This window comes from Cohnella hongkongensis (assembly GCF_042654645.1).
Classification (GTDB): domain Bacteria; phylum Bacillota; class Bacilli; order Paenibacillales; family Paenibacillaceae; genus Cohnella; species Cohnella hongkongensis.
On the sequence record NZ_JBHSEP010000002.1, the window covers coordinates 122,258 to 147,453 of the forward strand.

At 60.4% G+C, this 25,196-nt stretch carries 21 protein-coding genes; 4 read left to right on the forward strand and 17 right to left on the reverse strand.

Going from position 1 to position 25,196, the window contains the following annotated elements:
- Nucleotides 1–48: 48 nt before the first annotated feature.
- The 13 genes from ACFO3S_RS03900 to ACFO3S_RS03960 all read right to left on the reverse strand — a co-directional run bounded on the left by ACFO3S_RS03900 (nt 49) and on the right by ACFO3S_RS03960 (nt 15,389).
- Nucleotides 49–1,059, reverse strand: coding sequence for a zinc-dependent alcohol dehydrogenase family protein (locus tag ACFO3S_RS03900; RefSeq protein ID WP_378092481.1), 1,011 nt, complete (start codon nt 1,057–1,059; stop codon nt 49–51).
- A complete protein-coding gene (locus tag ACFO3S_RS03905; protein ID WP_378092483.1) occupies nt 1,056–2,063 on the reverse strand; it encodes an alcohol dehydrogenase catalytic domain-containing protein in 1,008 nt (335 codons plus the stop codon). The genes ACFO3S_RS03900 and ACFO3S_RS03905 overlap by 4 nt, the downstream gene beginning before the upstream one ends.
- A gap of 140 nt (nt 2,064–2,203) precedes the next feature.
- The gene (locus ACFO3S_RS03910; protein ID WP_378092485.1) at nt 2,204–3,211 is read right to left on the reverse strand and encodes an ABC transporter substrate-binding protein; all 1,008 of its coding nucleotides are present in this window, start codon (nt 3,209–3,211) and stop codon (nt 2,204–2,206) included.
- A gap of 96 nt (nt 3,212–3,307) precedes the next feature.
- Entirely contained in the window at nt 3,308–4,297 is a 990-nt protein-coding gene (locus ACFO3S_RS03915; protein WP_378092487.1) for an ABC transporter permease, read from the reverse strand.
- Nucleotides 4,298–4,326: 29 nt separating this feature from the next.
- The gene (locus ACFO3S_RS03920; RefSeq protein ID WP_378092491.1) at nt 4,327–5,829 is read right to left on the reverse strand and encodes a sugar ABC transporter ATP-binding protein; all 1,503 of its coding nucleotides are present in this window, start codon (nt 5,827–5,829) and stop codon (nt 4,327–4,329) included.
- 246 nt (nt 5,830–6,075) lie between these two features.
- Nucleotides 6,076–7,068, reverse strand: a complete 993-nt coding sequence (locus tag ACFO3S_RS03925; RefSeq protein ID WP_378092493.1) for a substrate-binding domain-containing protein — start codon at nt 7,066–7,068, stop codon at nt 6,076–6,078.
- Nucleotides 7,068–8,837, reverse strand: a complete 1,770-nt coding sequence (locus ACFO3S_RS03930; RefSeq protein ID WP_378092495.1) for a sensor histidine kinase — start codon at nt 8,835–8,837, stop codon at nt 7,068–7,070. Before ACFO3S_RS03930 ends, ACFO3S_RS03925 begins: the two co-directional genes overlap by 1 nt.
- A complete protein-coding gene (locus ACFO3S_RS03935) occupies nt 8,834–10,450 on the reverse strand; it encodes a response regulator (protein ID WP_378092497.1) in 1,617 nt (538 codons plus the stop codon). Before ACFO3S_RS03935 ends, ACFO3S_RS03930 begins: the two co-directional genes overlap by 4 nt.
- A gap of 301 nt (nt 10,451–10,751) precedes the next feature.
- Complete coding sequence (locus ACFO3S_RS03940; RefSeq protein ID WP_378092500.1) at nt 10,752–11,987, reverse strand: aminopeptidase; 1,236 nt, start codon at nt 11,985–11,987, stop codon at nt 10,752–10,754.
- Between the two features lie 91 nt (nt 11,988–12,078).
- Nucleotides 12,079–12,429, reverse strand: coding sequence for a type II toxin-antitoxin system PemK/MazF family toxin (locus ACFO3S_RS03945; protein WP_378092502.1), 351 nt, complete (start codon nt 12,427–12,429; stop codon nt 12,079–12,081).
- A 3-nt stretch (nt 12,430–12,432) separates the two neighbouring features.
- Nucleotides 12,433–12,714: a CopG family ribbon-helix-helix protein gene (locus ACFO3S_RS03950; RefSeq protein WP_378092504.1), complete on the reverse strand. Its 282-nt coding sequence runs from the start codon at nt 12,712–12,714 to the stop codon at nt 12,433–12,435.
- A gap of 126 nt (nt 12,715–12,840) precedes the next feature.
- A complete protein-coding gene (gene alr, locus ACFO3S_RS03955) occupies nt 12,841–14,022 on the reverse strand; it encodes an alanine racemase (protein ID WP_378092506.1) in 1,182 nt (393 codons plus the stop codon).
- A 197-nt stretch (nt 14,023–14,219) separates the two neighbouring features.
- The gene (locus tag ACFO3S_RS03960; RefSeq protein ID WP_378092509.1) at nt 14,220–15,389 is read right to left on the reverse strand and encodes a LolA family protein; all 1,170 of its coding nucleotides are present in this window, start codon (nt 15,387–15,389) and stop codon (nt 14,220–14,222) included.
- A 366-nt stretch (nt 15,390–15,755) separates the two neighbouring features.
- On the opposite strand from ACFO3S_RS03960, the gene ACFO3S_RS03965 reads away from it, so the two are divergent.
- Together ACFO3S_RS03965 and ACFO3S_RS03970 are read left to right on the forward strand one after the other, a co-directional pair.
- Nucleotides 15,756–16,304 (forward strand): guanylate kinase, encoded by a 549-nt coding sequence (locus tag ACFO3S_RS03965; protein WP_378092511.1) that lies wholly within the window; start codon nt 15,756–15,758, stop codon nt 16,302–16,304.
- Between the two features lie 13 nt (nt 16,305–16,317).
- Complete coding sequence (locus tag ACFO3S_RS03970) at nt 16,318–16,857, forward strand: DUF1697 domain-containing protein (RefSeq protein WP_378092513.1); 540 nt, start codon at nt 16,318–16,320, stop codon at nt 16,855–16,857.
- A 770-nt stretch (nt 16,858–17,627) separates the two neighbouring features.
- On the opposite strand, the gene ACFO3S_RS03975 is transcribed toward ACFO3S_RS03970, so the two are convergent.
- The gene (locus ACFO3S_RS03975; RefSeq protein ID WP_378092515.1) at nt 17,628–18,638 is read right to left on the reverse strand and encodes a M23 family metallopeptidase; all 1,011 of its coding nucleotides are present in this window, start codon (nt 18,636–18,638) and stop codon (nt 17,628–17,630) included.
- A 200-nt stretch (nt 18,639–18,838) separates the two neighbouring features.
- Between ACFO3S_RS03975 and ACFO3S_RS03980 the strand changes: the two genes are divergently transcribed.
- Nucleotides 18,839–19,561, forward strand: a complete 723-nt coding sequence (locus tag ACFO3S_RS03980; protein WP_378092517.1) for a response regulator transcription factor — start codon at nt 18,839–18,841, stop codon at nt 19,559–19,561.
- Nucleotides 19,551–21,323 (forward strand): sensor histidine kinase, encoded by a 1,773-nt coding sequence (locus ACFO3S_RS03985; protein WP_378092519.1) that lies wholly within the window; start codon nt 19,551–19,553, stop codon nt 21,321–21,323. Before ACFO3S_RS03980 ends, ACFO3S_RS03985 begins: the two co-directional genes overlap by 11 nt.
- Nucleotides 21,324–21,351: 28 nt before the next feature.
- Here the strand turns inward: ACFO3S_RS03985 and ACFO3S_RS03990 are convergent, their stop codons facing one another.
- The 3 genes from ACFO3S_RS03990 to ACFO3S_RS04000 form a co-directional block, all read right to left on the reverse strand.
- Nucleotides 21,352–23,184: a UbiD family decarboxylase gene (locus tag ACFO3S_RS03990; RefSeq protein WP_378093154.1), complete on the reverse strand. Its 1,833-nt coding sequence runs from the start codon at nt 23,182–23,184 to the stop codon at nt 21,352–21,354.
- A gap of 98 nt (nt 23,185–23,282) precedes the next feature.
- Nucleotides 23,283–23,978, reverse strand: a complete 696-nt coding sequence (locus tag ACFO3S_RS03995) for a M50 family metallopeptidase (RefSeq protein ID WP_378093156.1) — start codon at nt 23,976–23,978, stop codon at nt 23,283–23,285.
- Entirely contained in the window at nt 23,912–25,195 is a 1,284-nt protein-coding gene (locus ACFO3S_RS04000) for an MFS transporter (RefSeq protein WP_378092521.1), read from the reverse strand. The genes ACFO3S_RS03995 and ACFO3S_RS04000 overlap by 67 nt, the downstream gene beginning before the upstream one ends.
- Nucleotide 25,196 lies beyond the last annotated feature (1 nt).

The window sequence follows — 25,196 nt, forward strand, 5'->3', positions numbered from 1 at the left end:
GTTCCCGTTCTGCGGCTGCAAGGGTCTGGAACCGGCCGCCCTCGTTGCCTACTCGAAGCTGATCTGAACCTTCATCAGATCGGCCGCTTTCCCCGCCTCGAAGAAGGCCGGAACGTCCTCCAGTCGAATCACCTTGGAGACGAGAGGAGCGGTGTCGAAGCGTCCGGCGGCGATCCAATCCATCGCCGGCTTGAACGTATGGTTGACGGCCATCGATCCGACCAGCTTCCAGTCGTTATGGTAGATATCGAAAGGCCGAATTTGGATGGCGGCGTCCCGGGGAGCGACGCCGAACTGCAGATGCGTCCCCTTAGGCGCCAAATAGGAAAACTGCGACTCGATGACGGCCGGGATGCCGGTGGCGTCGACGACGGCGTCGAAGCCGCGATGCCGCTTGCGGTCGGCCAGCGCCGTTTCGAGCTCGCGGCTGAAGTAGGCGTGAGTCGCTCCGTTGCGCAAAGCCATGTCCAGCTTGCCCGGGTCGACGTCGACCACGGCAAGCTCCCCCGCCCCCGCATGGGACAGCGCCTGGATCAGCAGCTGTCCCATGCTTCCGGCTCCGAACAGCAGCACGCTCTGTCCGACCTTGAGCTCCAGCTGGTTCATGCCGTGCACGACGCACGCGATCGGCTCGATAAAGGCGCCCTCGGAGAACGACATGCCGTCCGGCATCGCGAACGCCGTCTCCTCCGGAATCCGCACGAATTCCGCCATCGCCCCGTTAACCGTGTCGCCCGTCGCCTGCCAGCGAACGCAATGATTGCCCCGCCCGCTCAGGCAGTAGTCGCATTTTCCGCAGAACAGGGAAGGATCGACGGCTACCCGGTCTCCCGGCCGAAAACGGGAGACGCCTTCCCCAACCTCGTGCACAGTCCCCGCGAACTCGTGCCCGGGGATGAGCGGATAAGCCGGCAGGAACGTCCCTTGGAAGATGTGCAGATCCGTGCCGCAGATACCGCAGGCCATCACGCGAACGGTCAGTTCGCCCGGGCCCGGCGCCGGATAAGGCACCTCCTTGACGACGGCTTGACGGGCCGCCTCCATCACCAGCGCTTTCATACCGATTCCTCCTCCCGATCGAAAATCACATGGGCTTTCGCTTTTTTCCTCGGTCCCTGCTTCAGCACCCAGTCGCGTGCCTCCTCCAGCGACAGCCGGTCGCCCAGCAGCAGCCCGGCGTCAACCGTTCCGGCCTGCAGCAGCGACAGCGCACGGTCGAGCGTCGACGGCCCGACATAGCTGGCGACGATGCGCAGCTCCTTGCGAAACATCGCTTCCGGCCTGAGCGGCACCTCGTCCTCCGGGTTCATTACGCCGTAAATCAGCAGCGTCCCCCCCGGCGCCAGAGCGTCGAAGGCCGGACCGAAAGCGGAGGGCGAGCCGGACGCTTCCACCGCCAGATCCACCTCCAGGCCGCTCCTCGCTTCGTCCTGCGTCATGACCGCCGTCGCTCCGGCCCGCATCGCCAGCCTGCGGTGATCCTCGTGATGGCTGACGCCGACGATATGCGATTGGCCAAGCGCCTTCAACAGCTGAATCATCATGATGCCGGCCGTGCCGAGCCCCCATACGGCAGCGCGTCCGCCCGGCTTCGCCTCCGCCCGGTCAAGGGCGTGAACGACGCATGACAGCGGCTCTCCCAATATCGCATGAACGGGAGAAAGCCCCTCGGGAAGCGGGGAGAGCAGCTCTGCCGGCACGCACGCGTACGGGGCCAGCCCGCCGTCGCGGGTGACGCCGACCGCCTGGGAGTTGGCGCACAGATGGGGCATGCCTGCGCGGCATCGCGCGCAGGAGCGGCAGGCCAGGTTCGGATCGACGCAGACCGCCGTCCCGACGGCCAGATTCGCCACGCCCGGTCCGACCTCGTCCACGAATCCGGCCAGCTCGTGCCCGAGCACGATGTCGGAGGCGCCGTTGTAGCTGCCGTCCGCAATATGCCGATCCGTGCCGCACAGTCCGGCGGCGGCCACCCGGATTCGCGCTTCGCCCGGCTTCGGAACGGGAATTGCCCGCTCCTCGACGCGTACGTCCCCCGGCTTCTTGTAGACCAGTGCTTTCATTTTCTCTCCTCCTGTTGACTTGAATGATCGGCCCCGGTTTGCCGCAACCGGCTCCGATACGACAGCAGCCCGGGCGCAAGGCGCCCGGACTGCTGCTCATGCGATCCGATCAAGCCGCCGGCTCGTGCATCCGGATGCGCTTACTCGTAAAGCGCGGCTTGAATTTCCTCGGTGTCGATGTTGGACTGGTCGTACCAGAAGAAGCCGGTGTCGATAATCGGCTCGATCTTCTCGCCCTTCACTGCGGCGACGGCCGCTTTAACCGTCTCGTACCCGATGCCGACCGGGTTTTGCGTGATCGCGCCGGCCATCTTGCCGGACTTGATCGCATCGATCTGCTGCTTGCCGGAGTCGAAGCCGATGACGGTAATCTTGCCTTCGAGTCCCAGTTCCGTCACGGCGTTGAATACGCCGATGGCGGAGCCTTCGTTGGAGCCGAAAATACCTTTCAGATTCGGATGAGCTTGAATGATCGCCTTCGCAAGGTCGGTCGACTTCAGATGGTCGCCGCCGCCGTACTGGATATCGACGATCTTGATGTTCGGGTGATTCGTCTCGATCTCATTCTTGAAGCCGTCGCGGCGATCGACGCCGGTGCGGCTCGTCTGGTCGTGGACGATCATGGCGATCTCGCCTTCGTCGCCGATCAGTTCAGCCATCTTCTTGGCGGCCAGTGCGGAAGCCGCCACGTTGTTCGTCGCCGCGGTCGTCACCGGGATCGTGCTTTCTACGCCCGAGTCGAAGGCGACGATCGGAATGCCGGCCGCTTGGGCTTGCTCCAGATACGGCACCGACGCCTGGCTGTCCAGCGCTGCGAAGCCGATTGCAGACGGCTTCTTATCGAGCGCGGCCTGCAGCATCTCAATCTGCTTGTCGACCTGCGCCTCCGTCTCCGGACCCTCGAACGTAATGTCTACGCCCAGCTCCGTCGCCGCTTTCTCGGCGCCCGCTTTAACCGCTTGCCAGAATTGGTGCTGGAAGCCTTTGGAGACGATCGGAATATACAGCTTGCCGGCGCTTTCCGCAGGAGCGCTGCTGCCGGGATTCGACGCCGCCGGCTCACCGCCCGACTCCTTCTTGCCGCCGCAAGCGCTCAACGTGAGAGCGACAAGCAATGTCGTTACGAGAAGCATGGTCCATTTTTTCATAACCGAAGTTCTCCCCTTTTTCTTCATATGATGGTTGTATGGAAACTCCGGGCCGGAGCCGCGGAGAACCTACCGATTTGAAAGCCCGCTTGCGGTTTATTTTTTCCGCCTGCGAAGCATATCCGTGTAGACGGCCAGCAGGATGACCAAGCCGACGACGACGGTCTGCCACTCCTGGGGCACGGACAAAATTCGCAAGCCGTTCGTGAGCACGCTCATGATCAGCGCGCCGATGACCGTGCCGACGATCGTTCCTTTGCCGCCGCTCAGCGAGGTGCCGCCGATGACGACCGCCGCAATCGCTTCGAGCTCATAGCCCGCTCCGAGCGCCGGTTGGGCGGAGTTGAGGCGGGATGCGATGAGAACGCCCGCAAGTCCGGTGAACAAGCCTGTAATCGTGTAGATGACGATTTTCCAGAAGTTCACGTTGACGCCGGACAGCCGCGTCGCTTCCTCGTTGCTTCCCAGCGCGAAATTGTAACGGCCGATGATGGTGCGGGACAGGATGATTCCCGCGACAATCGCCGCTCCGAAGAAGATCAGCACCGCGTTCGGAATCGTGAAGCCGGGAATCAGGTCGCCGAGCAGCGAGCCCTGCGCGATTTTGCGGAACCCCGGATCTTCGTTGAAGTAGATCGGCTTCGTTCCGGAGATGACCAGCGCCAGCCCCTTGGCGATCATCATGACCGCCAGCGTCGCGATAAAAGGCATGATCTTCAGCTTCGCCACGAGCGTCCCGGATAGGAAGCCGCACAGCGCTCCGGTCAGAACGCCGCCCAGCACGCCCAGCCATACGGGGAAGCCCCAGAAGGTAATGAATACGCCCGTCATAACGGCGCTAAGCGTCATCACGGTGCCGACGGACAGATCGATGCCTCCGGTAATGATGACGAAGGTCGAACCGAGCGCCAGGACGCCGATGACCGCCGTAGAGAGGAGAATGCCGACGATGTTGGAAAATTGAAAGAAGTTTTCGGATGCGAACGAAAAGACTAGAATCAGAACGATGAGACTCGTAAAAGCCAGCAGCTGCTGCAGCATGCCCGAGCCCAGTTTAAGCGTTTTTTTGGCTTCTGCGGGTTGCATAGGAAGCTCTCCCCCTTCTCTTGCTTGAATCAGGCCAATCTCGCGGTGGCCAGGCTCATGATGTTCTCCTGCGTCGCGTCCTCGCGGGCCAGCTCGCCGGTAATGCGCCCCTCGCACATGACGACGATGCGATGGCTCATTCGCAAAATCTCCGGAAGCTCGGACGAGATCATGATGATCGCTTTTCCTTGCTCGGCCAGCTCTTCGAGCAGCTTGTAGATTTCGCTTTTGGCGCCCACGTCGATGCCCCTGGTCGGTTCGTCGAAGATGAGGATGTCGCAATCGCGGGTCAGCCATTTGCCGATGACGACCTTCTGCTGATTGCCGCCGGACAGAAATTTGACTTCCTGATCGATGCTCGGCGTTTTGACCTTCAGCTTATCGACCGCCGACTTCGCGACTTCGACGATCTCTCCGGACTTCATCCAGCCTCCGAGACGAGTGAAGCGATGCAGGTTGGCGATCGCGACGTTCGACTTCACGTCCATGTCGACGAGCAGTCCGAACCTCTTGCGGTCCTCGGACAGGTAGCCGATCCCGCTGCGAACCGCATCGTGCGGGCTTTGAATGCGGGTCTTGCGTCCGTGGACGTACACCTCGCCCGAGTCGATCGGGTCCGCCCCGAAGATCGCCCTGGCCAGCTCGGTCCTTCCCGCGCCGACCAAGCCGGCGAACCCGAGAATCTCGCCCTTGCGAACCGCGAAACTGATGTCTTTCAGCGCTTGGCCCCGATTCAGCCGCTTCACCTCGAGAGCGGTCTCTCCCAACGCCGCCGACTGAGGGCGGGACTCCAGATAGACCGTGCGTCCGACCATCATCGCGATGATGCGGTCGATCGTCACCTCGTCCGTCCGAACCGTGTCGATATACGCGCCGTCGCGCATGACCGTCACGCGGTCGGTAATCCGCTTGATCTCGTCCATTCGATGGGAGATGTAGACGATTCCGACGCCGCTTGCCTTCAGTTCCTCGATGATGCGAAACAGATCGGCGATCTCGCTGTCGCTGAGCGCCGCTGTCGGCTCGTCCATGACGAGCACCTTGGCGTTGAACGAAAGCGCCTTGGCGATTTCCACCATCTGCTGCTTCGCCACCGTCAAATCCGCAACCGGAGTTTCCGGTTCCAGATTCAGGTTGATTTTGCTCAGCAGCGCGCGAACCTGCTCGTTCAGCTTCTTCTCGTCGATAAACAGCGGAAAGCCTTTGATTCTCGGCTCCCGGCCGATATAAATGTTCTGCGCCACCGTCAGATCGGGCGCCAAATTCAGCTCCTGATGGATGATGCTGATGCCGGCGTCCTGAGCCGCCTTGGTGCTGGCGAACGCCACTTCCTTTCCCAAGTAGCGGACGGTTCCGGCGTCCTTCGAATAGACCCCGGTAAGCACCTTCATCAGCGTCGACTTTCCGGCGCCGTTCTCTCCCATCAGCGCATGCACCTCGCCGGCCAGCAGCTCGAATCGGGCCTGCTGCAGCGCCTGCACGCCCGGGAACGCCTTATCGATTCCCTCCATGCGGATGACTGGTTCGCTCATCGTCTCACCCCTTTGCCTCCTTGCGGCGGCTTTGATGTCTACCCGAATTGTAATTTGAAACGTTTTCAGGAGAAATAGAATAATCTCTTGGTATGGTTGAAAAATCTCTGATGTTCGGTAAAGGAGATTTTCAACCCCGCCGCCTCGGCCGGACGGCGGCTCGCAGCCGCAGCAAAAAACCGTTCCCCGGACTTGCGTCGGCCGGGCGCCGACGCGGTTCGAAGAACGGTTGGGCAAAACTCTTGTTCAGTTAAACGGGAAGACGAGCTGCTGGTTCTCTTCCTCGTACATGTTCGCTTTCGTAATGACAATCGAGCCGGTGTCGATGGATGCCGGCACCTTCCGGCCGGCCAGCAGGTCGACCGCCGTTTTGATGCCGAGATAGCCCATGTTGAAGGGACGCTGGACGACGGCGGCCTGAATGACGCCCTCCTCCAGCAGGCGAACTTCGTCGATCGAGCTGTCGAAGCCGACCAGCATCACCTCGCCGCCCCGCCCCATATCCTTAATCGCCCGCCCCGCTCCTACGGAGGACGGTTCGTTCAAGCCGACCACGCCTTTCAGATCGGGATATTCGCTCAGCAGCTTCTTCGTCGTTTCGTAGGCGATCTGCTCGTCCCCGTTGCTGTAATACGTCCCGACGATCTCGAAGCGGCCTTCCGCCTCCAGCACCTCCCGGACGCCTCGCTCCCGTTCGATCTGCGTCGCCGTCTCCTTCACGTAGCTGATCACGGCGACGCGGGCGCTGCCCTCCAGCAGTTCGGCCAATTTTCGCCCCGCCTTTTTTCCGGCTTCGACGTTATCCGTTGCGATAAAGCTTTTCGGAATTCGGCTGTTCACCCCCGAGTCGATCGTAATGAGGGGAATGCCCGCCTTGTCGATCTCCTCGACCAGCGGAACCAGCCGGTTGTAATCGGCGGCCGCCATCAGAACGACGTCCGGCTTCTGCTGCACGACCTGATGCAGCATGTCGATCTGAACGTCGATATCCGTCTCCCGCTGCGGGCCGACGACGCTGGCGTTCACGCCGAACTCCTTGGCGGCGGCATGGACGCCTTCGGTCAGCACCCCCCAGAACTCCATCTCCTTGGACACCGACTTGATGACGACGGTGACGTTGGGCGTCTTCGCGTCTCCGTCGCCTCTCAGCTCGGCGAGGCCGAAGCTTCCCGCCAGCGTCACGGCGATCACCGCAAGGACGAACGTCAGCAGCCTCTTCGTATCGCTTCGTCTGGCCATTACGCATCCCCCTCCTTTCCGGGCGGCTCCGCGACCGGCTTGTCGACGATCGGCAGCGTCACCGTCACCGTCGTTCCTTCGTCCGGCGCGCTCTCAATCGACAGTCCGTACGACTTGCCGAAATACAGACGAATGCGCTCATGAACGTTCGACAGCCCGACGCCCTTGCCTTGCTCCCGGCTGGCGAGCGGAGACAGCAGCGACTTGCGGGTCGCTTCGTCCATGCCTACCCCGTTGTCGCTGACCCGCAGCACGATCGTCTCTCCCAGCCTCTCGCCCGTAATCCGGATCGTGCCCGTGCCGTACTTGTTCTTGATGCCGTGGTAGATGGCGTTCTCGACGAGCGGCTGCAGCAGCACCTTCAAGGTCAGGCTGCTCTTGATCGCATCGTCGACTTCGATGCGAAAATCGAGCTTGTCCCGGTAGCGCATCTTCTGAATCGTCAAGTAGTTGCTAATATGCTCGATTTCGTTGCGGATAGGCACCAGCTCCGAGCCCTTGCTGATCGAAGCCCGGAACAGCCGGGCCAGCGCCGACGTCATGCGGACGACCTCGGCCGACTTCTGGTTCTCGGCCATCCAGACGATCGAATCGAGCGTATTGTACAGAAAATGCGGATTGATCTGCGCCTGAAGCGCGTTCAGCTCGCTCTTCCGCTTGAACTCCTGCTCCTTGACCACCTGGGCCATCAGCTCTCGAATGCGCACAACCATCAGGTTAAAGGCGCGGGCCAGCATGCCGATCTCCCGCGTCGAGTCGAGCGGCACCTGAATATCGAAGTTGCCCTTCTCGACTTCGCTCATATGCCGCTGCATCTGATGGATCGGACGGGTCAGGTTGCGAGACAGAAGGAAGGAAATGAGCAGCGCCACGATCAGACTGATTCCCCCGAGCATGAAGAACGACGTCTGCATCCGCCCCTGATTGTTGACCAGCTCGCTGACATACGATACGCCGACGATCTTCCAGCCGAACCCGGAATCCTGCACGGTGTAGATGCGGCTCTGCCCGCCTTCGTCCGTAATGAAGCTGCCGTTCCCGAGTGCCAGCGCCTCATCGATCTTCTCCGTCTTCAGATTGCTGTACAGCAGCTGCTGCTGCGGATGATAGACGACGCGTCCGCTCTCGTCGATAATGTAGACGTACCCGCGCTTGCCCAGCTCGATTCCGTTCAGAATGTCGTTGATGACGTTAAAGTTGAGATCGACCAGCAGCACGCCGAGCCCCCGCTTGTTGTCCACGCTGCGGACCTCCCGGCTGAGAGAGACGACCCACTTGTAATCCTCCTTGAATACGGGCTGGACGTGCGACGAGGAGATGAACACCCTGCCCTGTCCTTCCTTCGCTTCGCGATACCAGCTCTGATCCGGAACGCTGACGTAGGGATTCAGGTTCCCGCTGCCTCCGTCGGAGACGAATCGCCCGTTGTAGCCGAATACGCCGATGGAGGCGATATCCTTTCTCGAGAGCATGATCGTCTTCAGAAAATCCGCCACCGACTCGTCGTCGCTGTCCCCGCTCAGGTAGCCGCTCACTCCGCGATGGTTAAGCGCGAGCAGCGAAATATTTTCCATATTGTTGACGTAAGACTGGATGTTGCTGCTCACCTGCTTGATCAGCTCGGCCGTAAAGTCCTGCGCAGTCCGCTGGACGGCCGAGGCGGACAAGCCGTAGGAGATGAAGCCCATGACGACCGTCAAAATGACGATCAGAAAGGCAAGCGCAGCGGCGATATTCGATTGAATCGTCCGGAACCGAAACAGGTTCATACGTTTCTCTCCCGTTCCGCCGCCGCCCTCTGACGGTATTCGGTCGGCGTGTCCCCGGTCGCTTTCTTGAAGAGCACGCTGAAATAGTGGGGATCGGCGTATCCGACCTCGGAGGCGATTTCGTAGCTTTTCATATCGGTGGTCGCCAGCAGCTCCTTCGCCTTCTCGACCCGCTGCGAGGTCAAATATTCGACGAACGTTTTCCCCGTCCTCGCCTTGAACATCGCGCTGAAGTAGCTGTTGCTCATATGGACGATCTCGCATACCGTCTTCAAGCTCAGGCTCGGATCCGGGAAGTGCTCCCGAATATACGCTTCGGCCTTCGCCATCAAGTTGCGAGTCATGTCGCTCCGCTTCTCGGCCAGCAGCCGGATGGAATTCTCGCACAGCTCCTTAAGCCAGCGCTCGATCTCGTCGAGCGTCTTGAAGCGGTAAACCTCGGTGATCGGGTTGACGGCGTCCCCGAACGGATCGCCGCCGCCCGACTCTTCCAGCGCATGGAGCAGGGAGACGATCAGCTTCTGGATGCGGATATAGACCTGCTCGATGGAAGGGGTCGCCTGCTTCAGCTCCTCTACGATCGCCTTTATCGCCTGCTCCGTCTCCTCCCGGGAGCCGGTCTTGACGCCGACGACCAGCCTCTTCTCCCAGTCCCCCGTCATCTCGGCCGAGCGATGGCGTCTTCCTTCGAGATCCGAAATGCTGATGACGCGGTTGGTCCCCAGCAGAATCCGGTAGTCGAGGGCGGCGACGGCGGAACGGTAGGATTGCCGCACGTCGGCCAGACCGGCGACGGGCAGCCCGATGCCGATCGTCACCGTGAAGCGCAAATAGGTCTCCACCGACCGGCGGATTTCCTCCGCCACCGCCTGAGCCCGATCGAACAGCCGATCGTCCGGGCCGCCGGACAGAATGCACACCGTCTTCTCTTCCCGGCTGCGGAAGACGGCCGATGCCGTCTCGCGGTCGGCGATCTCCTGCACGATATTGTGCAGCGCGAAGCGGAGAAGCTCGCGGTCGGCGTCCGGAGCAGCTCCGCCGAAGTGATCGGCATCGGCCGCCAGCACCACATACTCGGGTCCGGGAAGGTTCAGACCGAAGTAAGCCATCCGCTGCGTCATCTCGCCCAGTCCGATCGAAGTGCTGACCATCCGTTCCAGGAAGCGCTCCTTCAGCGCCGGCAGGCTTTCGCGGAGCTGCCGCTCCAGCCGGACGAGATTCTCGCGCCGATCCTTCGCCTCGTCCAGCTCCTGCTTCAGGCTCTCGAGAACGGCGATCAGCTCCGACGCTGTAATCGGTTTCAAGATGAAGTCCTTGACTTGCAGCTTCACTGCCTGCTGAGCGTAATCGAAGTCGTCGTAGCCGGTCAGGATGACGACCTTCGTCCACGGCATCCGCTCGGCCAGCTGCCGCGTCAGCTCCAGCCCGTCCATAAAAGGCATATTGATATCGGTCAGCACCACGTCGGGCTTGAGAAGCTCCGCCGCTTCGATCGCGTCCATTCCGTTCTCGCAATCGCCGACGCATTCGAAGCCGTGTTCATGCCAGGCGATGCGTTCCCGGATGCCTTCCCGGACACCCGCTTCGTCGTCCACTAGCATGATCTTGTACATGGCCGTCCCTCCTGATTTCGAGAAAATAGTTGCTGTTCCGCCTTGCGTCTACCCTCATTATGTCGAGGATTGCAGAGATAGGCAAGCTGAAAGACCTGCAGGCCGGCACGGCGCGGCAGGGCCAATATGGGAGACCGAGCCGCGCGGCGCGACTGTCGCCAGAATCGCAAATGGCGGTACAGGAGCCGCTTCCCTCCTGTCCGCCATCAGCGAAAGAACGCGAATATTCGATTGCGCCGGAAGCCGAAGCCGGCCGGCCCGCCGGCATTCGGACGGCGGCTTCCCGCCCGCCGAGCGTTGCTCAGAGTGCCCAGTTGCCCTTGCGGAAGACCGGCACGACCGAGCCGTCGGCCCGCACGCCGTCGATGTCCATGTTGGCGGAGCCGATCATGAAGTCGACGTGCACGATGCTCGAGTTCACGCCGGCCGCGGCCAGCTCCTCGGGCGTCATTTTCTTGCCGCCCTCCACGTTAAAGGCGTATCCGCTGCCGATCGCCAGATGGTTCGAGGCATTCTCGTCGAACAGCGTATTCAGAAACAGCACGTTCGACTGCGAGATCGGAGACTCGTGCGGAACGAGCGCCACTTCGCCCAGGTAGCGGGAGCCCTCGTCGGATTCGACGAGCTGCCGCAGATGCTCCTCCCCTTGCCGGGCCTCCACCGAGACGATGCGGCCGTTCTCGAACGCCAGCTTGAAGCCGTCGATCAGATTCCCTCCGTAGCTGAGCGGCTTCGTGCTGGAGACGTATCCGTTCACGCCCGTCTTCAGCGGCACGGTGAACACTTCCTCCGTCGGCATGTTCGCCATGAACGGCACGCCGTTCTCGTTAATGCTGCTGGCCGCCACCCACAGATGCTTCTCCGGGAGCTCGATCGTCAAGTCCGTGCCCGGAGCGCGATAGTGCAGCTTCGCAAACCGGTTCTCGTTCAGCCAATCGCTCTTCTTGTGCAGATTGGCGTTGTGCTCCTCCCAGGCCTTCACCGGATCGGCCGCGTTCAGACGCACCGACCGGAAGATCGCCTCCCACAGCAGATCGACCGCTTCCTGCTCCGAAGCGCTGTCCGGAAAAACCTTCGCCGCCCAATCCTTCGTCGCGGCAGCGACGACCGTCCAGCTTACTTTATCGGATTGGATCGCTCTTCTGAATTCGGTCAGCCCCTGGCCCGCCGCCTTCTGGTAATTGCCGATTCGCGCAGGATCGATCCCCTTCAGCAGATCCGGGTTCGGCGAGGAGAAGGAGATGAAGGCCGCTCTGCGTGCGACAAAGTCGTTTCTCTTGGCCGTCTCCCATTCGGGGAATCGGGTGAACACGTCGTCCGCCGCCTTCTCGTATTTCAGACGGGTCAGCGCTTCGTCCGACCAGTCCACATGAACGTTGCTCGCGCCGGCCTCATAGGCTTGGGCCGCTACGCGGCGCACCAGCTCGGCGATCTCGATCGAGCCGACGATGAATACCTCCTGCCCCTGCTGCACGTTCACCCCTACGCGAACGATCAGCTCCGCGTATTGATCCAATTGCTTTGCCCGATTCTCCATCTTCGTCACACTCCATCCTGTTCGGAAATACGATCACAAAAACGACAGGCGCCGTCCCGTCCTGACGAGCGGCCCTGTCCGGGTTTTCGTTTTAAAAGTCGATAAGGCCGACGCTGATCTGCAAGGCATCGTCCACCTTGTTCATCGTCTCGTCGTCCAGGTGCGTAATTTTATCCGTCAACCGCTGCTTGTCGATCGTTCGGATTTGTTCGAGCAGAATGACGGAATCCCGCTCCATGCCATGGGTTTTCGCTTCGATTTCAACGTGGGTCGGCAGCTTCGCCTTCTGGATTTGGGCCGTTATGGCCGCGATAATCACCGTCGGGCTGAACCGGTTCCCGATATCGTTCTGGATGATCAGAACCGGGCGCACTCCGCCCTGCTCCGAGCCGACGACGGGCGACAAATCCGCATAAAAAACATCCCCGCGTTTAACGATCAAAGTCTACACCCCGCTTACGAGGCGACCCAGTATGTTGTCCGCATCTTCTTCCGCGTAGAACGCTTCCGAAGCCATGTGAAGATTGATTTTAGCCATTTCCAAATACCCGCGCTGCATCGCGTCGCGTATCAACCGTTTTTTGCGATCGACCAGGTAATGCTTCATCGCCTGCCGAATGATCTCGCTGCGGTTGGTGTTTTCCTTGGCGACGACAAAATCGACTTCGCGCAGCAAATGATCCGGAAGACTGATCATAATGCGTTTCGTATTGTGTAAATTGGCCACCGAACGGACACCCCCAAAGATTTTCCAACAAGCACCCTAATTTCCAGTATGCATGAGTCTGGTAAGAATTATTCGAGATTGGAAGCCGACATTCCTGCCAAACCCGGCCAAAAATCGCATCCAATATTAACCAAGCAGCGGATTGACGGCCGCCGCGACGCTGCCGCCGCTCAGATATACTCTCGGAACCCGCGCGGCCAGCATGCAGACAAGCTCGTACGGGATCGTCCCCAGCTTATCCGCGACCTCCTCGGCGGTGATCGTCTGATCTCCCTGCCTGCCGATCAGCACGGCTTCCTCCCCCGGCTCGAACGGCGGCTCTCCCGGCTCGAATGCGTCGTCCAGCCGAACCATGCACTGATCCATACAGATCGTTCCGACGACCGACACTCTGCGGCCGCGTACGAGCGCCTCCGCCTTGCCGCTCAGCATTCGGCTGAAGCCGTCGGCATAGCCGATCGGCAGCGTGCCGATCGTCTCCCGTCCCCGGGTGAAATAGCGGGTTCCGTAGCTGATCCCCTCCCCGGCGGCCAGCTCCTTGACGTGCACGAGCGACGTCTTCAACGACAAGACCGGCTTCAGAGAGACGGCCTCCTTGTTCACTTCCTCGCTAGGGTACAAGCCGTACATGCTAATACCGAGCCGAAGCATGGCGCCCGTATGCTCGGGCAGATCGATACCCGCCGCGCTGTTGCCCGTATGGACGACGGCGACCGGCATGCCCGCCCGCCGCGCATACTCGGTGACGGCGGAGAAGCGCTCGACCTGCATCATCGAATACGCTTTATCCTTCTCGTCGGCGCGGGCGAAATGGGTGTAAAGCCCTTCCACCTTCACCTGGGACAGCGCGAATGCGCGTTCCAGAAAGGCTTCCGCTTCCCGTCCCGGAGGCAGGCCGAGCCGCCCCATGCCCGAATCGATCTTGACATGGATTTTCAGCTTGACGCCGGAAGCCGGTAGATGCTCTGCCGCATCCAGCATCTCCTGGCGATATAGCGTTAACGTAATGTCTTGCTCCCTGGCCTTGGAGTATCCCGAAGGCGGCGTATAGCCCAGCACCAGAATCGGCGCGGAAATCCCCGCCTCCCTAAGCTGCAAGGCTTCGTCCAGGAAAGCGACGCCCAAATAATCGACGCCCGACTCGACCGCTCTTCTGGCGATCTCCGCCGCCCCGTGACCGTAAGCGTTCGCCTTGACCGAGGCCAGCAGCTTCGTGCCGGGGGCCAGGAGCCGGCGGAACGCTCCGATGTTATGGTCGAGAGCGTCGAGGGAAATCTCGGCCACGGTCGGCCGATAATAACAGTCCACTGACCGTTCACCTACCCTGCTGCGCAAAAACTGCAATAAATCAATGTTACCGGGCGGATGAAGGACTGTCAACGCTATTCGGGCAGGCAACCTTTGCCATCCTGTTCCTCCGAACCTGGTGTCCGGCGCGTCGGATTAAAATCGGGCTGCCCGCGGTCATCTCTCGATCACCGGCGGCGCAGCCCGTCCTGCTCATGCTATTTGCCCGAAGAATCGACCATCGATTGCGCGATGCGCACCATATCCGGGTAAGTCAGGTCTTCGCTGCTCAGCCGGAATTCGATTCCGTCGTACGTCCAGGTCAGCGTGTTGACAGCGCCTCCGGTCAAGTGGCCGAGCGTGAAGCCCAGATCGAGCGACTCTCCCTCGCTCAAGGTAACGGCCTGAACCTTGGCCGGGCTCTGCGTAATCGTAAAGTCGTAGGTTCCCGTGTACCGCAGCATGTAGCCCGGCTTGTCGACCAGCTGCAGATCGATCTGGTCGAGCAATTCCACGCCGGCCGGCAGCGCTTCGATATCCGGCTCGATCAGCGAGAAGGAAGCGTCCTGCGTCGGCGAAGGCTCCCCTTCTCCTTCCGGATGCTCCGGATCGGTCATCGCGTCCGGAGCGTCGGTGGATTCCGGCGAAGCGGTCGCGTCGGGAGCCGCGCTTCCGTCCGGGGAGTCCGAGGCGCCCGGGCTCGGGCTGCCTTCCGTCGCGCCGTCCGAAGGCTTGGCGCTCGAATTCGGGGAGACGCCCATGTTCTTATCCATATCGAACGCGGACTTGTCGAACTTCTTGCCGAATTCGAACGAGTTGAAGATGACCTCGACCATCTTGTTGCCGTTGGCGTCCGAGACTTCGACGTGCTTGGGCGAGTAATCGTCCTGGGACAGCCATATTTTCTGCCGGGCGAACGAGCCGTTCTGATAGTTGCCGGCCATGACGTCGAACACGTAGCTGTCCTTGTCCGTGGCGAACTGCCTCGAGTTGTCCGTGATGATGCTGTGCGCCAGCGTCTGGTACAGGTACACCTGCCCCTGGTTGTTCGGCCAATCGCTCTGGAAGCGATAGCTCTTGTTCAGCTGCGGCGTAAGCACGAATACGCCGTCCTCGTTGCGGAGAACGATCTGCGTAATGTCCCGCTTCGCGTTCGTCAGCGCAATCCGATACATATCCGGCTTCTGGTACCACACTTCCACCTTGTACTCCAGCGGCTGCTGACCTGTATATAGGATCATCTCGCCGCTGCCCTCGTAGCTTTCCATTTTGTCCACGACTTTGTCCAAGTCTTTCACGATCGAATCCGCGTTCTTGCTGCCGCACCCGGCCAGAATAACGACCATGGCGACGGCAACGGCAGCGATCCATGAAATTCGACGATGCATGCGATCCACCCCTCAGCACATTAATCAATCCATGCTTCATGTCTATGAGGGGACTTGACCAATTATGCGGGCAAGCTCAGCTTGGACGAAAGACAAGTTTGCGGATGCGAACCGGCAGGTTCACCTATCGTCCAGCAAGACATCTGACGGCCGACGAGCTTGGAGATCCGATAAAGAACCGCGACCCCGTCGATCGAATACGCAGGTTCCGTCCCCTTCGGGACCGGATCGCCGCGGACGCGAGCCGCTAACGCAGCCTTCGGAGAGGAGCGGGCGGATTGCGCGAAGGTTTCGGGGCGACGGGCTAATCGCAAGCGGGGTAGAAAACCGATATATTAGGTATAACCGCTGCGAGGAGGGGTTCACGTGTCGAAGCCATCCATTTATATTTTCACGGGAACAAGCGGCTCCGGGCGCAAGACGATCGCCCGCAAAGTCGGTCAACAGCTGGGCTGGAAAGCGGTTCGCTCCTGCACGACCCGCGCGCCGAGAAATCCGTCTTGTCCAGACGGGGATTACCATTACGTCGGGCGGCAGCTCTTCGACGCATGGAAGGACGAGGGGAGGTTCGCCCAGACGGTCGATATCGGCGGGCACAGCTACGGGATTTTGCGCGACGATCTGGAAGCGGCTTGGGAGGGCGGAACTCAGAGCGTCTATCTCGTGCTGAACCGGGAAGGGGCCGACGCCATCGTACGGCAATACGGAGAACGTGCGGTCAGAATCTTTATCTACGTCGACAAAATCACGGTGCGCGAGCGCCTCGAGAGCAAGGGCGCCCCCTTCGAGACCGTACAGCGCTACCTGGACAGCTATTCCGAGGAAGTCACCTATCGCGGCAAGTGCGAGTATACGTTCGAGAACGTGAATGCGGACCGGACGGCGGAGCTCATACGCGCGGCCGTTGCCCGGTGAGAGGAGAGGCGAATTGACGATCTATATTGCGCTGATCAGAGGCATTAACGTAGGCGGGCACAACAAAGTGCCGATGGCCGAGCTGAGAGACGCCTGCGAGAAAATCGGACTTCTGCAGGTCAAAACGTATATTCAAAGCGGCAACGTCGTGTTCAAGTCGGACGAGACCTCCGCACAATTGCGCCCTCTGCTGGAGAAGGCGATCTTCGATCGCTTCGGCATATCGGCCGCCGTTGCGGTCCGTACCGCCGCGGAAGTAGACGAGGTGATCGCAAGGTGTCCTTACGACGCGCTGGCGCTTCAGGACAAGCAAACGATCCAGGTCGCCTTCTTGACGGAGCCGCTGTCCGCAAAAGCGCTGGACGTCCTGGAAGCAAGCAAGGACGGACGCGACGAATACGCCGTTGCCGGATCGGAAATCTATTTCCTGTTCCGGCAGAGCATGCTGGATTCCAAGCTGGCGAACAGCCTTCAGAGGGTTGGACGATCGATGACCCTGAGAAATTGGAACACAGTCAACAAGCTGGCCGATCTGTGCCGGACGGTAACCTGATAAAAGAGGAAAGCGGCTATCCCCTAATTAAGCTTTAGCTCGCTTGAGAAAAAAACGGCGTATTACGGGGCACAGTTGAAAAACCGCGGCGTGGAGGCGGCTGTCCATCGGCTGTCCCCCATAGTAAAAAAACGGCGGCGCAGGGGCGGCTATCTTCCCCATAGTTGAACCCACCTACGCCAGCCCGCTAACGTAACGGTTGCCAGAGCCGCTAATCGTGCCGTTTTCGCAATATCGAGATTGTAACGGTTGCAGCAGCCGCTATTTCAACTGAAAAGGCGCCGTTTCGCTCGATAACCCCAAAATAAGCGCAGTGGCAACCGTTAGCTTTTCCTTTTTCGAGAAAACGATTGATTAAGCGCCACTGTAACCGTTAGACGTTGCCAGGCAGGATGCACACCGTCGATCGCATGCCGCCGATCGCACGCCGCCGATCGCATATCGTCGATCGCATACGACAACGGCTTAGCCTGACAACATTGGCTATCCCACCTTTACATACGAGGGATGTTGTAGGTTAAAACTTGTCGCTTCTCGACCCTGGCGAATGGGTTGAGCTTTGGCGGGACCGAGACCGCGAGGCTAAGGCTAGGAATGTGCCTCGGCATACCTCGACTGCGAGGCTAAGGCCAGGAATGTGCCTCGGCATACCTCGACTGCGAGGCTAAGGTCAGGAATGTGCCTCGGCATACCTCGACCGCGAGGCTAAGGCTAGGAATGTGCCTCGGCTAAGACCAGGTGGAACGCGGTGTTCCTTCATGCATCTCCTACTACTTCCCACCGACGAATTCGCCTTGCAGCGGATCAAGTTCGTTTTCCCATTGGACGCGAATGGACTTCCCCTCGAACAGGTCCGGCTTATCGGACACTTGATAATGCAGATGCGGCTCGCTCGAATTACCGGAATTGCCGCATAGGCCGACGACTTCGCCCTTCTCCACCCGATCGCCGACCTCTACCTTGACGGAGCCTGCCTGAAGATGGGCCAAGAAGCTGAACTCCCCGTTGCCGTGGTCGATGACGACGACGTTGCCTGCCGGCTGCTCCTCGTTCATCGCCCCCACCGGAACGTTGTCGGCAATGTCGTTCACGACATGGACGACTTCGCCTTCCTGCGGTGCAAGCACCGGCTGCCCGAAGGCATAGTAGCTCTCGTTCTTCGTCTCGTCCCCTCGATAGGAGTAGCCGTCTTCGACGCGAACGAAATCGTATGCGTACCGCTGCCCCTCATATTCGTAATGGTAATTCGCCAGCACGTTGCGGCCTCCCCAGAACACGTACCATTCCCCTTCGAACGGCAGGCCGTAAGCAAGACCGGTCCGTTTGTCGTCCGTATCCGTGAACCTCTGCAGCGGCACCAGCCGAAGGCTCGTGATGACGTCCCCGGCGTCGAAGGTGGCGACTATGCCTCTTTCTCCTTCCCGGTCCGTCCAGGCGCGGTATTGTCCGTCGTTAAGCTGCATAAGCGAAGCATGCTTCCACTCGCTCACGCCTTCCGCGAATGTTTCATATGCGGAGCGCATTTGCTCCTCCGAAATGTTGTTCCGGAAGTGCTCGCTCGTCTGCGCATGGACTTGGCCAAACCGTCGTTCTTGCAGCGCCTGGGCAACTTTTTCGGGCTTCAGCGGCTCGCCCCGGGACTCTTCCCCCGCTTCCGGAGTCCACGCAGCCTCCGGCGAAGGCGTCTTCTCCTGCGAAGCGCCCCCGTTTCCTTGCTCGCCGCCTCCGCAGGCCGATAGCAGCATCGCGAATCCGGCGATCAACGCCACGTTTCTCATCATGCCTTCCACTCCTCTTCTCTATGATTAGCTTCATCCTACACAACCGACCTTATGTACCGAAAAACGTCGGCTTAAGACCGTCTTAAATCCGGGCGGCGAAAATTAAGACGGCGTTAAGGCAAAGCTCCGGCCCTCTCGCTCCCGACCGTGATAGAATAGGAGAAAACTCGGCTTGCATCATTAAAAGGAGCGAAAGCACCATGAACAACGCCTTTATTCTTCTCGTGGACGACGAGCAAGCGATTCTTCAGCTGTTGGAGACCGTCCTTCGCAAGGAGAGCTTCCGGAACGTCGACAACGCCCGCTCGGCCGAAGAAGCGCTGACCCTCTGCGAGCGTCAGGCCTACGATCTCATCGTGCTGGACGTCGCCCTTCCGGGCATGAGCGGAATCGAGGCTTGTCCGTTCATCCGCCGCACGACCGACGCGCCCATTCTGTTCCTGAGCGCGAGAACGACGGATTTCGATAAGCTGACCGGATTCGCCGTCGGCGGCGACGATTACGTGACCAAGCCGTTCAACCCTCTGGAGATCGTCGCGCGGGCCCGTTCGCTGCTGCGCCGGTCCGGCAAAGCCGCGCCGTCGGCTCTGGCTTCCGCTGCGTCGCAGCTCGACTTCGGCCGCTTCCGGATCGACGAGGACGCCGCCGAACTGCTGGTCGACGGAACGCCCGTCCCCTGCCCGACTCTCGTCTACCAGCTGCTGCTGTTTTTCTGCAAAAATCCGAACCGCATATTTACGAAAAGCGAGCTGTACGAAAGAGTGTGGGGCGTGAACAGTCTGAGCGACGACAATACGATCATGGTTCATATCCATCGCATTCGGGAGCGGATCGAGCCGGATCCCGGGAACCCCGTATATCTGGTGAACGTCAGAGGGCTCGGCTACAAAATGGTCAAGAAGGTGACTTCCGTTGAGCGTTAAAAGCAGGCTTGCCCTCCGGCTGGTCGGTTGGCTGGCGTTTGCCGGTTTTGTGCTGCTCGCGCTGGCCGCCGTCACGCTGAACTGGATCAGCAACCAGTTCTCCCGCATCGAAGCTGCTCGACAATTCGAAAGCGCGGGTCTTCACGAGCTGATTCGAACTCTCCAGCGCGACGGGACGCGGCCGGAGTTCGATCCGAAGCTGCTGGAGCTCGTCCGCGAGCACGGAGGATGGCTGCAGACCCTCGACGAGCAGGGACGCGTAACGGATTCCTATTTCGCGCCGGACGATGTGCCGACCGAGTACGGCCCCGGACAATTAACCGCCTACTGGCTCGGCAAGCTATCGTTTCCCTATCCGCTCTACTTGTGGATTCAGGAAAAGGACGGCGTTCAGTATACGCTGCTTTACGGCATGAGCAACCGCAGCGACGAGCTGCTGCGGCAGGTCGTTGCCGAGGCGGCCGTATGGGACGACCGGATCGTCGTTCCCGAAGCGCTCGGGAACTCCATGCTCCGCGATGGCTTCTGGGTTCAATTGCTGGACGCGGCCGGCGATGAGCTCGCCTCCTTCAACAAGCCCGACGGAGCGATCGCCGATTACACGCTGCAGGAGTTCGCCCTGCGCTCCGTCTATCCCGACCGCTACGGAGCGAGAATCGCTTCGCATTACGACCCTTCCTCAGGGCAAACGTGGGTCGTCAGCCAGCCGCTTCCCGGAACGGCTCCGGGGCAACAACCGACCCTGGCTCCCGAAAACCGCGTGCTGATGATCGGGATCGGAGCGCTGCTGCTGGGGGCGATCGCGCTGTTCTCCATCGTATCCTTCGCCTTCGGCCAACGCTTCGGTGCTCCGATCGTGCACGTGCTGAAATGGTTGCGGCAATTAGGCGAAGGCCGGTACGAGGAGCCGACGGACACCCGCGGCAAGCCCCGCAGCCGCAACCGCAAAGGGAGAAGAAGGCGCAAATACCGCGTCTATCGGGACGTGCTCGAATCGATGGAGCTGCTGTCGCGAACACTGCAAAAAAATAAAAAGCTGGCCGAAGACACGGAGCGGATGAGAAACGAGTGGATCGCGGGAGTGTCGCATGACCTGAAAACCCCGCTCTCTTCGATCAAGGGTTACGCTCATATTCTGGAGAACGGCGATTATGAATGGAGCGCTGACGAGGTTCGCGAATTCGCCCGCGTCATTATGGAAAAGTCCGCCTACCTGGACGAGCTGATCAGCGATCTTGCGCTCACTTATCGGCTTAAGAACGGGGCCGGAGCTCCTGCCTCGGAGCTGGCGGATCTGAACGAATGCGCGGCCGCCGCCATCGGGGAGGCGGCCAATCATCCGCGCTACCCCGCGGGCAGCGTACGCTTCTCGGCTTCGGACAAGCCGGTTCACGTCGAGACGTATAGACCGTGGTTTCAGCGCATCGTGGATAACCTGATCGCCAACGCCCTGCTGCACAACGAACCCGGAACCGTCGTGACGGTTGCCGTTCGCCGCAACGAGGACGATTCGGCAAGCTTGATCGTATCCGACAATGGCAAAGGAATGGACGAGGAGACGGCGGCGCGGCTGTTCGAGCGTTATTACAGGGGAACCGACACCGAAGCGCATCCGGAGGGCAGCGGGCTTGGCATGGCGATCACGAGGGCGCTGGCCGAGGGGCTTGGCGGCACGATCCGGGTAGATACCGCTGAAGGACGAGGGACGACTATCGTGATCCGTTGGCCGGCAAAAAAGCCGCCGATGCAGGAATCGTCCTGACCGGCGGCCGTTTATAAGGAACCGCTTGCTATAGCTTCAGCCCGCCAAGGCTGGCGCCTTGAACGAACAGTCGCTCGATGTTCCGCTCGACCGTCGGATCGGCAACGAGCGGCGGGGCCTGGTGAGGCTTGATTCGGGCGTCGATGACGACGTTGTCGCAAGCCCAATGCTTGAACTCAAAGCCGCTGTTAACGCCGTAAATATCGTGGGAAGGGTTGCTTCGCGTAAACGTCGCCCACAGGAAGTTGGCCAGCGTCTCGCTCAGAAACGCGCTGTCGTCCGCGATGACGATCAGGGGGCAGGAAGACAGCGGCCCTCTGTCGCGAATGGCTGCGCACAGATCGCCGATCTCCCGTTCCGCCGCGGCATAGCTGGAGAACGCCGGGCCTTGGAGCGCGACGATTCCCGGCATGACCAGCTTCGCTCCCCCGAAATCCCGCAGCTGCCGCAGCTCCTCCGGGACGTCCCGGCACAGCTCCCGCAGCTTGTCCCCGTAAGCGGCGAACACGACCTTGCTTCCGGTGTTCAGTCCGGTGCCCGAGTAATCGAGCGTATCGATCGTTGTATTCGTGTGAAAATGAATGTCCCGGCGCAGATCGATCCGTTCCAGAATCGAGGTTAGAAATTCCTCTTCGCGATGCGTGCTCAGAGGCTTCCCGTCCTCCGCGGTGATGAACAAATATTTCGCCAGGCTCAGCTGTCCCGTCCCGAGAATGCGGTTGGCGAGCGTCAGCAGCTCGGCCGGCTGCTTGACCGGGCTGTAAGGCGTGTAGCGCTCGCTTCCGATCGCGAACAACAGCGGATGGACCCCTGCGGCGTCGACGGCGTGAACTTCCTGCACCCCGGGAATTTCCTGCCGAATCGCGTCCCCGGTCAGCTCGTGAATAAGCTGGCCGAACGAGGTGTCCTCCTGCGGCGGACGGCCGACGACGGTGAACGGCCAGATCGCTCCCGGCTTGGCGTACACTTTATGCACCTTCATGACGGGAAATGGATGAGTCAGACTGTAATAGCCCAGATGGTCGCCGAACGGCCCCTCCGGCTTCGTCTCTCCCGGATGGATTTCCCCTGTGATGACGAAGTCGGCGTCGTTGCTGATGCAGAAGCCGTCCGAATAGCTGTACCGAAACCGGCGGCCCGCCAGCATGCCGGCTACGGTCATCTCGCTGAGGCCTTCCGGCAAAGGCATGACAGCCGCAAGCGTATGCGCCGGCGGACCGCCGACGAAGCAGCTGACCTTCAGCGGAACGCCGAGCTTGTTCGTCTTCGCCTGATGAATGCCGATGCCCCGATGGATCTGATAATGAACGCCGATTTCCTGGTCCATCTCGAACTCGTTTCCGTTTAACTGAATGCGGTACATGCCCAGGTTCGAATTCATAATGCCCGGCTTGTCCGGGTCCTCCGTATACACTTGCGGCAAAGTCACGAAAGCGCCGCCGTCCATCGGCCAGCTCTGAATGAGCGGAAGGTCGGAAATCCGCACCTCGTTGGCAGGCGCGGCGAGAGCTCCGGGCGTCTTTTGCGGCAACGCTTTCCAAGCGGTAAGGCCTGCTCCGACGTTCTGGAACGGGCTCTTCAGAGCCTTCATCGGATCGTTGCGCACGTCCATCACTTTCTGAACGGCTTCCCAGGTGCTCCGGAAAATAAAACGGCTTCGCTCGATCGTGCCGAACAGATTGGAGACGGCCCGGAATCTCGAGCCTTTGACGTTCTCGAACAGCAATGCGGGGCCGCCCGCGTCGTACACCCGTCTATGGACGGTGGCCATCTCCAGATAAGGGTCGACTTCCTCGCGGATGCGAACGAGATGCCCGTGCCTCTCCAGATCTGCCAAGCATTCTTCCAAGCTCTGGTATATCAAAATAGCTTCACCGCCCTGGGTCAACATTTTTCGTCTGCTTCTTCATTGTATCGGGATGTCCGGCCGGCTACAACTTCACGCCGGAAGCCCTTCCGTTAATCGAAGCCCCGCTTGTCGAACAGCTTGATCGAGCCCCTCGCGCACAGCAGCGAGAAAACCGCAAACAACAAGCCCCAGAATAGCGCCGGGATATGAGTCGCCCTGTCCAGAAGAGTGGCGTCCCCGGCAGCCGCCGGATTCTGCAGCGACATGGCCAGAATAATCAGAGCGCTGATGACAGACTCTACGAGGCAGATGAACGCAACGAGCAGGTAGTAACCTTTAATCAGTCCGGGACGGGACAGAACGACGACCAGTATCGTCAGCGCTGCGAAGCCGGCGCACCATGCCGCGCCGAAGCCGTTGCGGACGAACAGCACGAGGCCGAGCACGGCGATCGCCGCAATGGCGATTAGCCCGGCCCGTTCCCGCCGGCGGGAATGCAAGTAAAAGAGCAGAAGAGCGAACAGGGCGGAGCCGACGTAGCCGGCCAGCGAGATCGGGATGGACTTCCACTGGCCCGCATACGCGGAATACGTCAGGCCGCTCTGGTCGGAATACAGGTGAATGTATTGAACATCTCCGGACAGAAGCAAGGTTGCCAGCGCATGGAACATTTCATGAATAAGCGTGTCAACGTTGCGGAAAAAGTCCGAGAACGGGATTAATCGCGTTAGAAACGCCGCTATTCCGAGAAATAGGGCGACTTTGAGCCAGATTTTGATTGCAATCCCCTCTTTCGCTTCCGCGATTCGCCATCTTTCGGTTCGATTACCCGCATTATACCATAGACGACGAGGAAGAAGACCATAAATCCGGCGGCGTAGCGATACATGACGGCGTATCCTGTCGCCGACGAGATCGCGCCCAGGACGAAGGCGCCCGAAGCGACGCCCAGATCCGTCGCGTTATAGAACAGGCTGTTGGCCGTTCCGTACCGCTCCGGAGAAGAGGAGCGCAGCATCCACGCCTGCAGCGTCGGCTGAATCGCCCCGAAGCCCAGTCCGTACAGCAAGGCGGAGACGATCAGCAGCGGCATCGACGTCGCCAGGGACAGGACGGTCAGACTGGCGATCACGCAGACGGCGGCCGGAATGAGCACCGCAGCATGCCCTCTGCGGTCGAAAAGCCGGCCCGAAACGGGGCGCACGATAATGATCGTAAACGCGTTGAACAGGAAGAACAGCCCGACCTGTTCAAGCCCCGCCGATTCTCCATATAGAGCGATAAAGCTGAGCACTCCTCCGTAGGTAATCGCCAGCAGAACGTTCAGCGCCGCCGGAAAGAGCAGTCCCCTGTTCGGCCGGTTCCGGCTGCCGTTCTCCGGCTCGAAATCCGGCTTGTCGGCCGCAGGCGAGGGGCGCCTCTTCTCCCGCTCCTCCAAGGTCGTCTTCGGCACGGAACGGGTCAAAGCGAGCAGCGGGAAGACGAGCAGCAGCGCCGCCGCCGACAGGAAGGAGAGCGGGGCAAATCCCGCTTCCCGGAACACGTTCAGCCCGATCATCGGACCGATGGACATCGCCAGACTGGTGGACAGCCCGAAGTAGCCGATTCCTTCACCCATTCTGCCGGACGGGATCATCTGCGAGACAAGCGTCGGAAGAATCGTGCTCGCCATGCCGAAGCCGACGCCGTAACCGATGCGCAGCAGCAGCAGCGATTCGATCGAGTCTGCCGCCACGTATAGGCCTGTAACAGCCGCCGCGATCGCCAGCCCCGTATAGAGCAGGGAGCCTCGGCCGAACCTCCTCATCAGCGACGCAGTCAGAAACCGGGCCGCGATCGCCGACAGCGCGAACAGGCTGGTCACGAGGCTGACGATAAGATCGTCCGCCCCATAATCGTTTTTGACGTAAGTCGGGAACGCGGACAGCATCATCTGCAGGTTCAGAAACAACAATAGAGAGCTTATCGTCAGCGCGATAAAAGCTCTCGTCCATAATTTCGTCTTCGGTTGCCGGTGCTGCATC

Bases quoted from the DNA above. Each gene is read 5' to 3' on its own strand.
- ACFO3S_RS03900 (WP_378092481.1), bottom strand. From the start codon at position 1,059: ATGAAAGCGCTGGTGATGGAGGCGGCCCGTCAAGCCGTCGTCAAGGAG.
- ACFO3S_RS03905 (WP_378092483.1), bottom strand. From the start codon at position 2,063: ATGAAAGCACTGGTCTACAAGAAGCCGGGGGACGTACGCGTCGAGGAG.
- ACFO3S_RS03910 (WP_378092485.1), bottom strand. From the start codon at position 3,211: ATGAAAAAATGGACCATGCTTCTCGTAACGACATTGCTTGTCGCTCTC.
- ACFO3S_RS03915 (WP_378092487.1), bottom strand. From the start codon at position 4,297: ATGCAACCCGCAGAAGCCAAAAAAACGCTTAAACTGGGCTCGGGCATG.
- ACFO3S_RS03920 (WP_378092491.1), bottom strand. From the start codon at position 5,829: ATGAGCGAACCAGTCATCCGCATGGAGGGAATCGATAAGGCGTTCCCG.
- ACFO3S_RS03925 (WP_378092493.1), bottom strand. From the start codon at position 7,068: ATGGCCAGACGAAGCGATACGAAGAGGCTGCTGACGTTCGTCCTTGCG.
- ACFO3S_RS03930 (WP_378092495.1), bottom strand. From the start codon at position 8,837: ATGAACCTGTTTCGGTTCCGGACGATTCAATCGAATATCGCCGCTGCG.
- ACFO3S_RS03935 (WP_378092497.1), bottom strand. From the start codon at position 10,450: ATGTACAAGATCATGCTAGTGGACGACGAAGCGGGTGTCCGGGAAGGC.
- ACFO3S_RS03940 (WP_378092500.1), bottom strand. From the start codon at position 11,987: ATGGAGAATCGGGCAAAGCAATTGGATCAATACGCGGAGCTGATCGTT.
- ACFO3S_RS03960 (WP_378092509.1), bottom strand. From the start codon at position 15,389: ATGCATCGTCGAATTTCATGGATCGCTGCCGTTGCCGTCGCCATGGTC.
- ACFO3S_RS03975 (WP_378092515.1), bottom strand. From the start codon at position 18,638: ATGATGAGAAACGTGGCGTTGATCGCCGGATTCGCGATGCTGCTATCG.
- ACFO3S_RS03980 (WP_378092517.1), top strand. From the start codon at position 18,839: ATGAACAACGCCTTTATTCTTCTCGTGGACGACGAGCAAGCGATTCTT.
- ACFO3S_RS04000 (WP_378092521.1), bottom strand. From the start codon at position 25,195: ATGCAGCACCGGCAACCGAAGACGAAATTATGGACGAGAGCTTTTATC.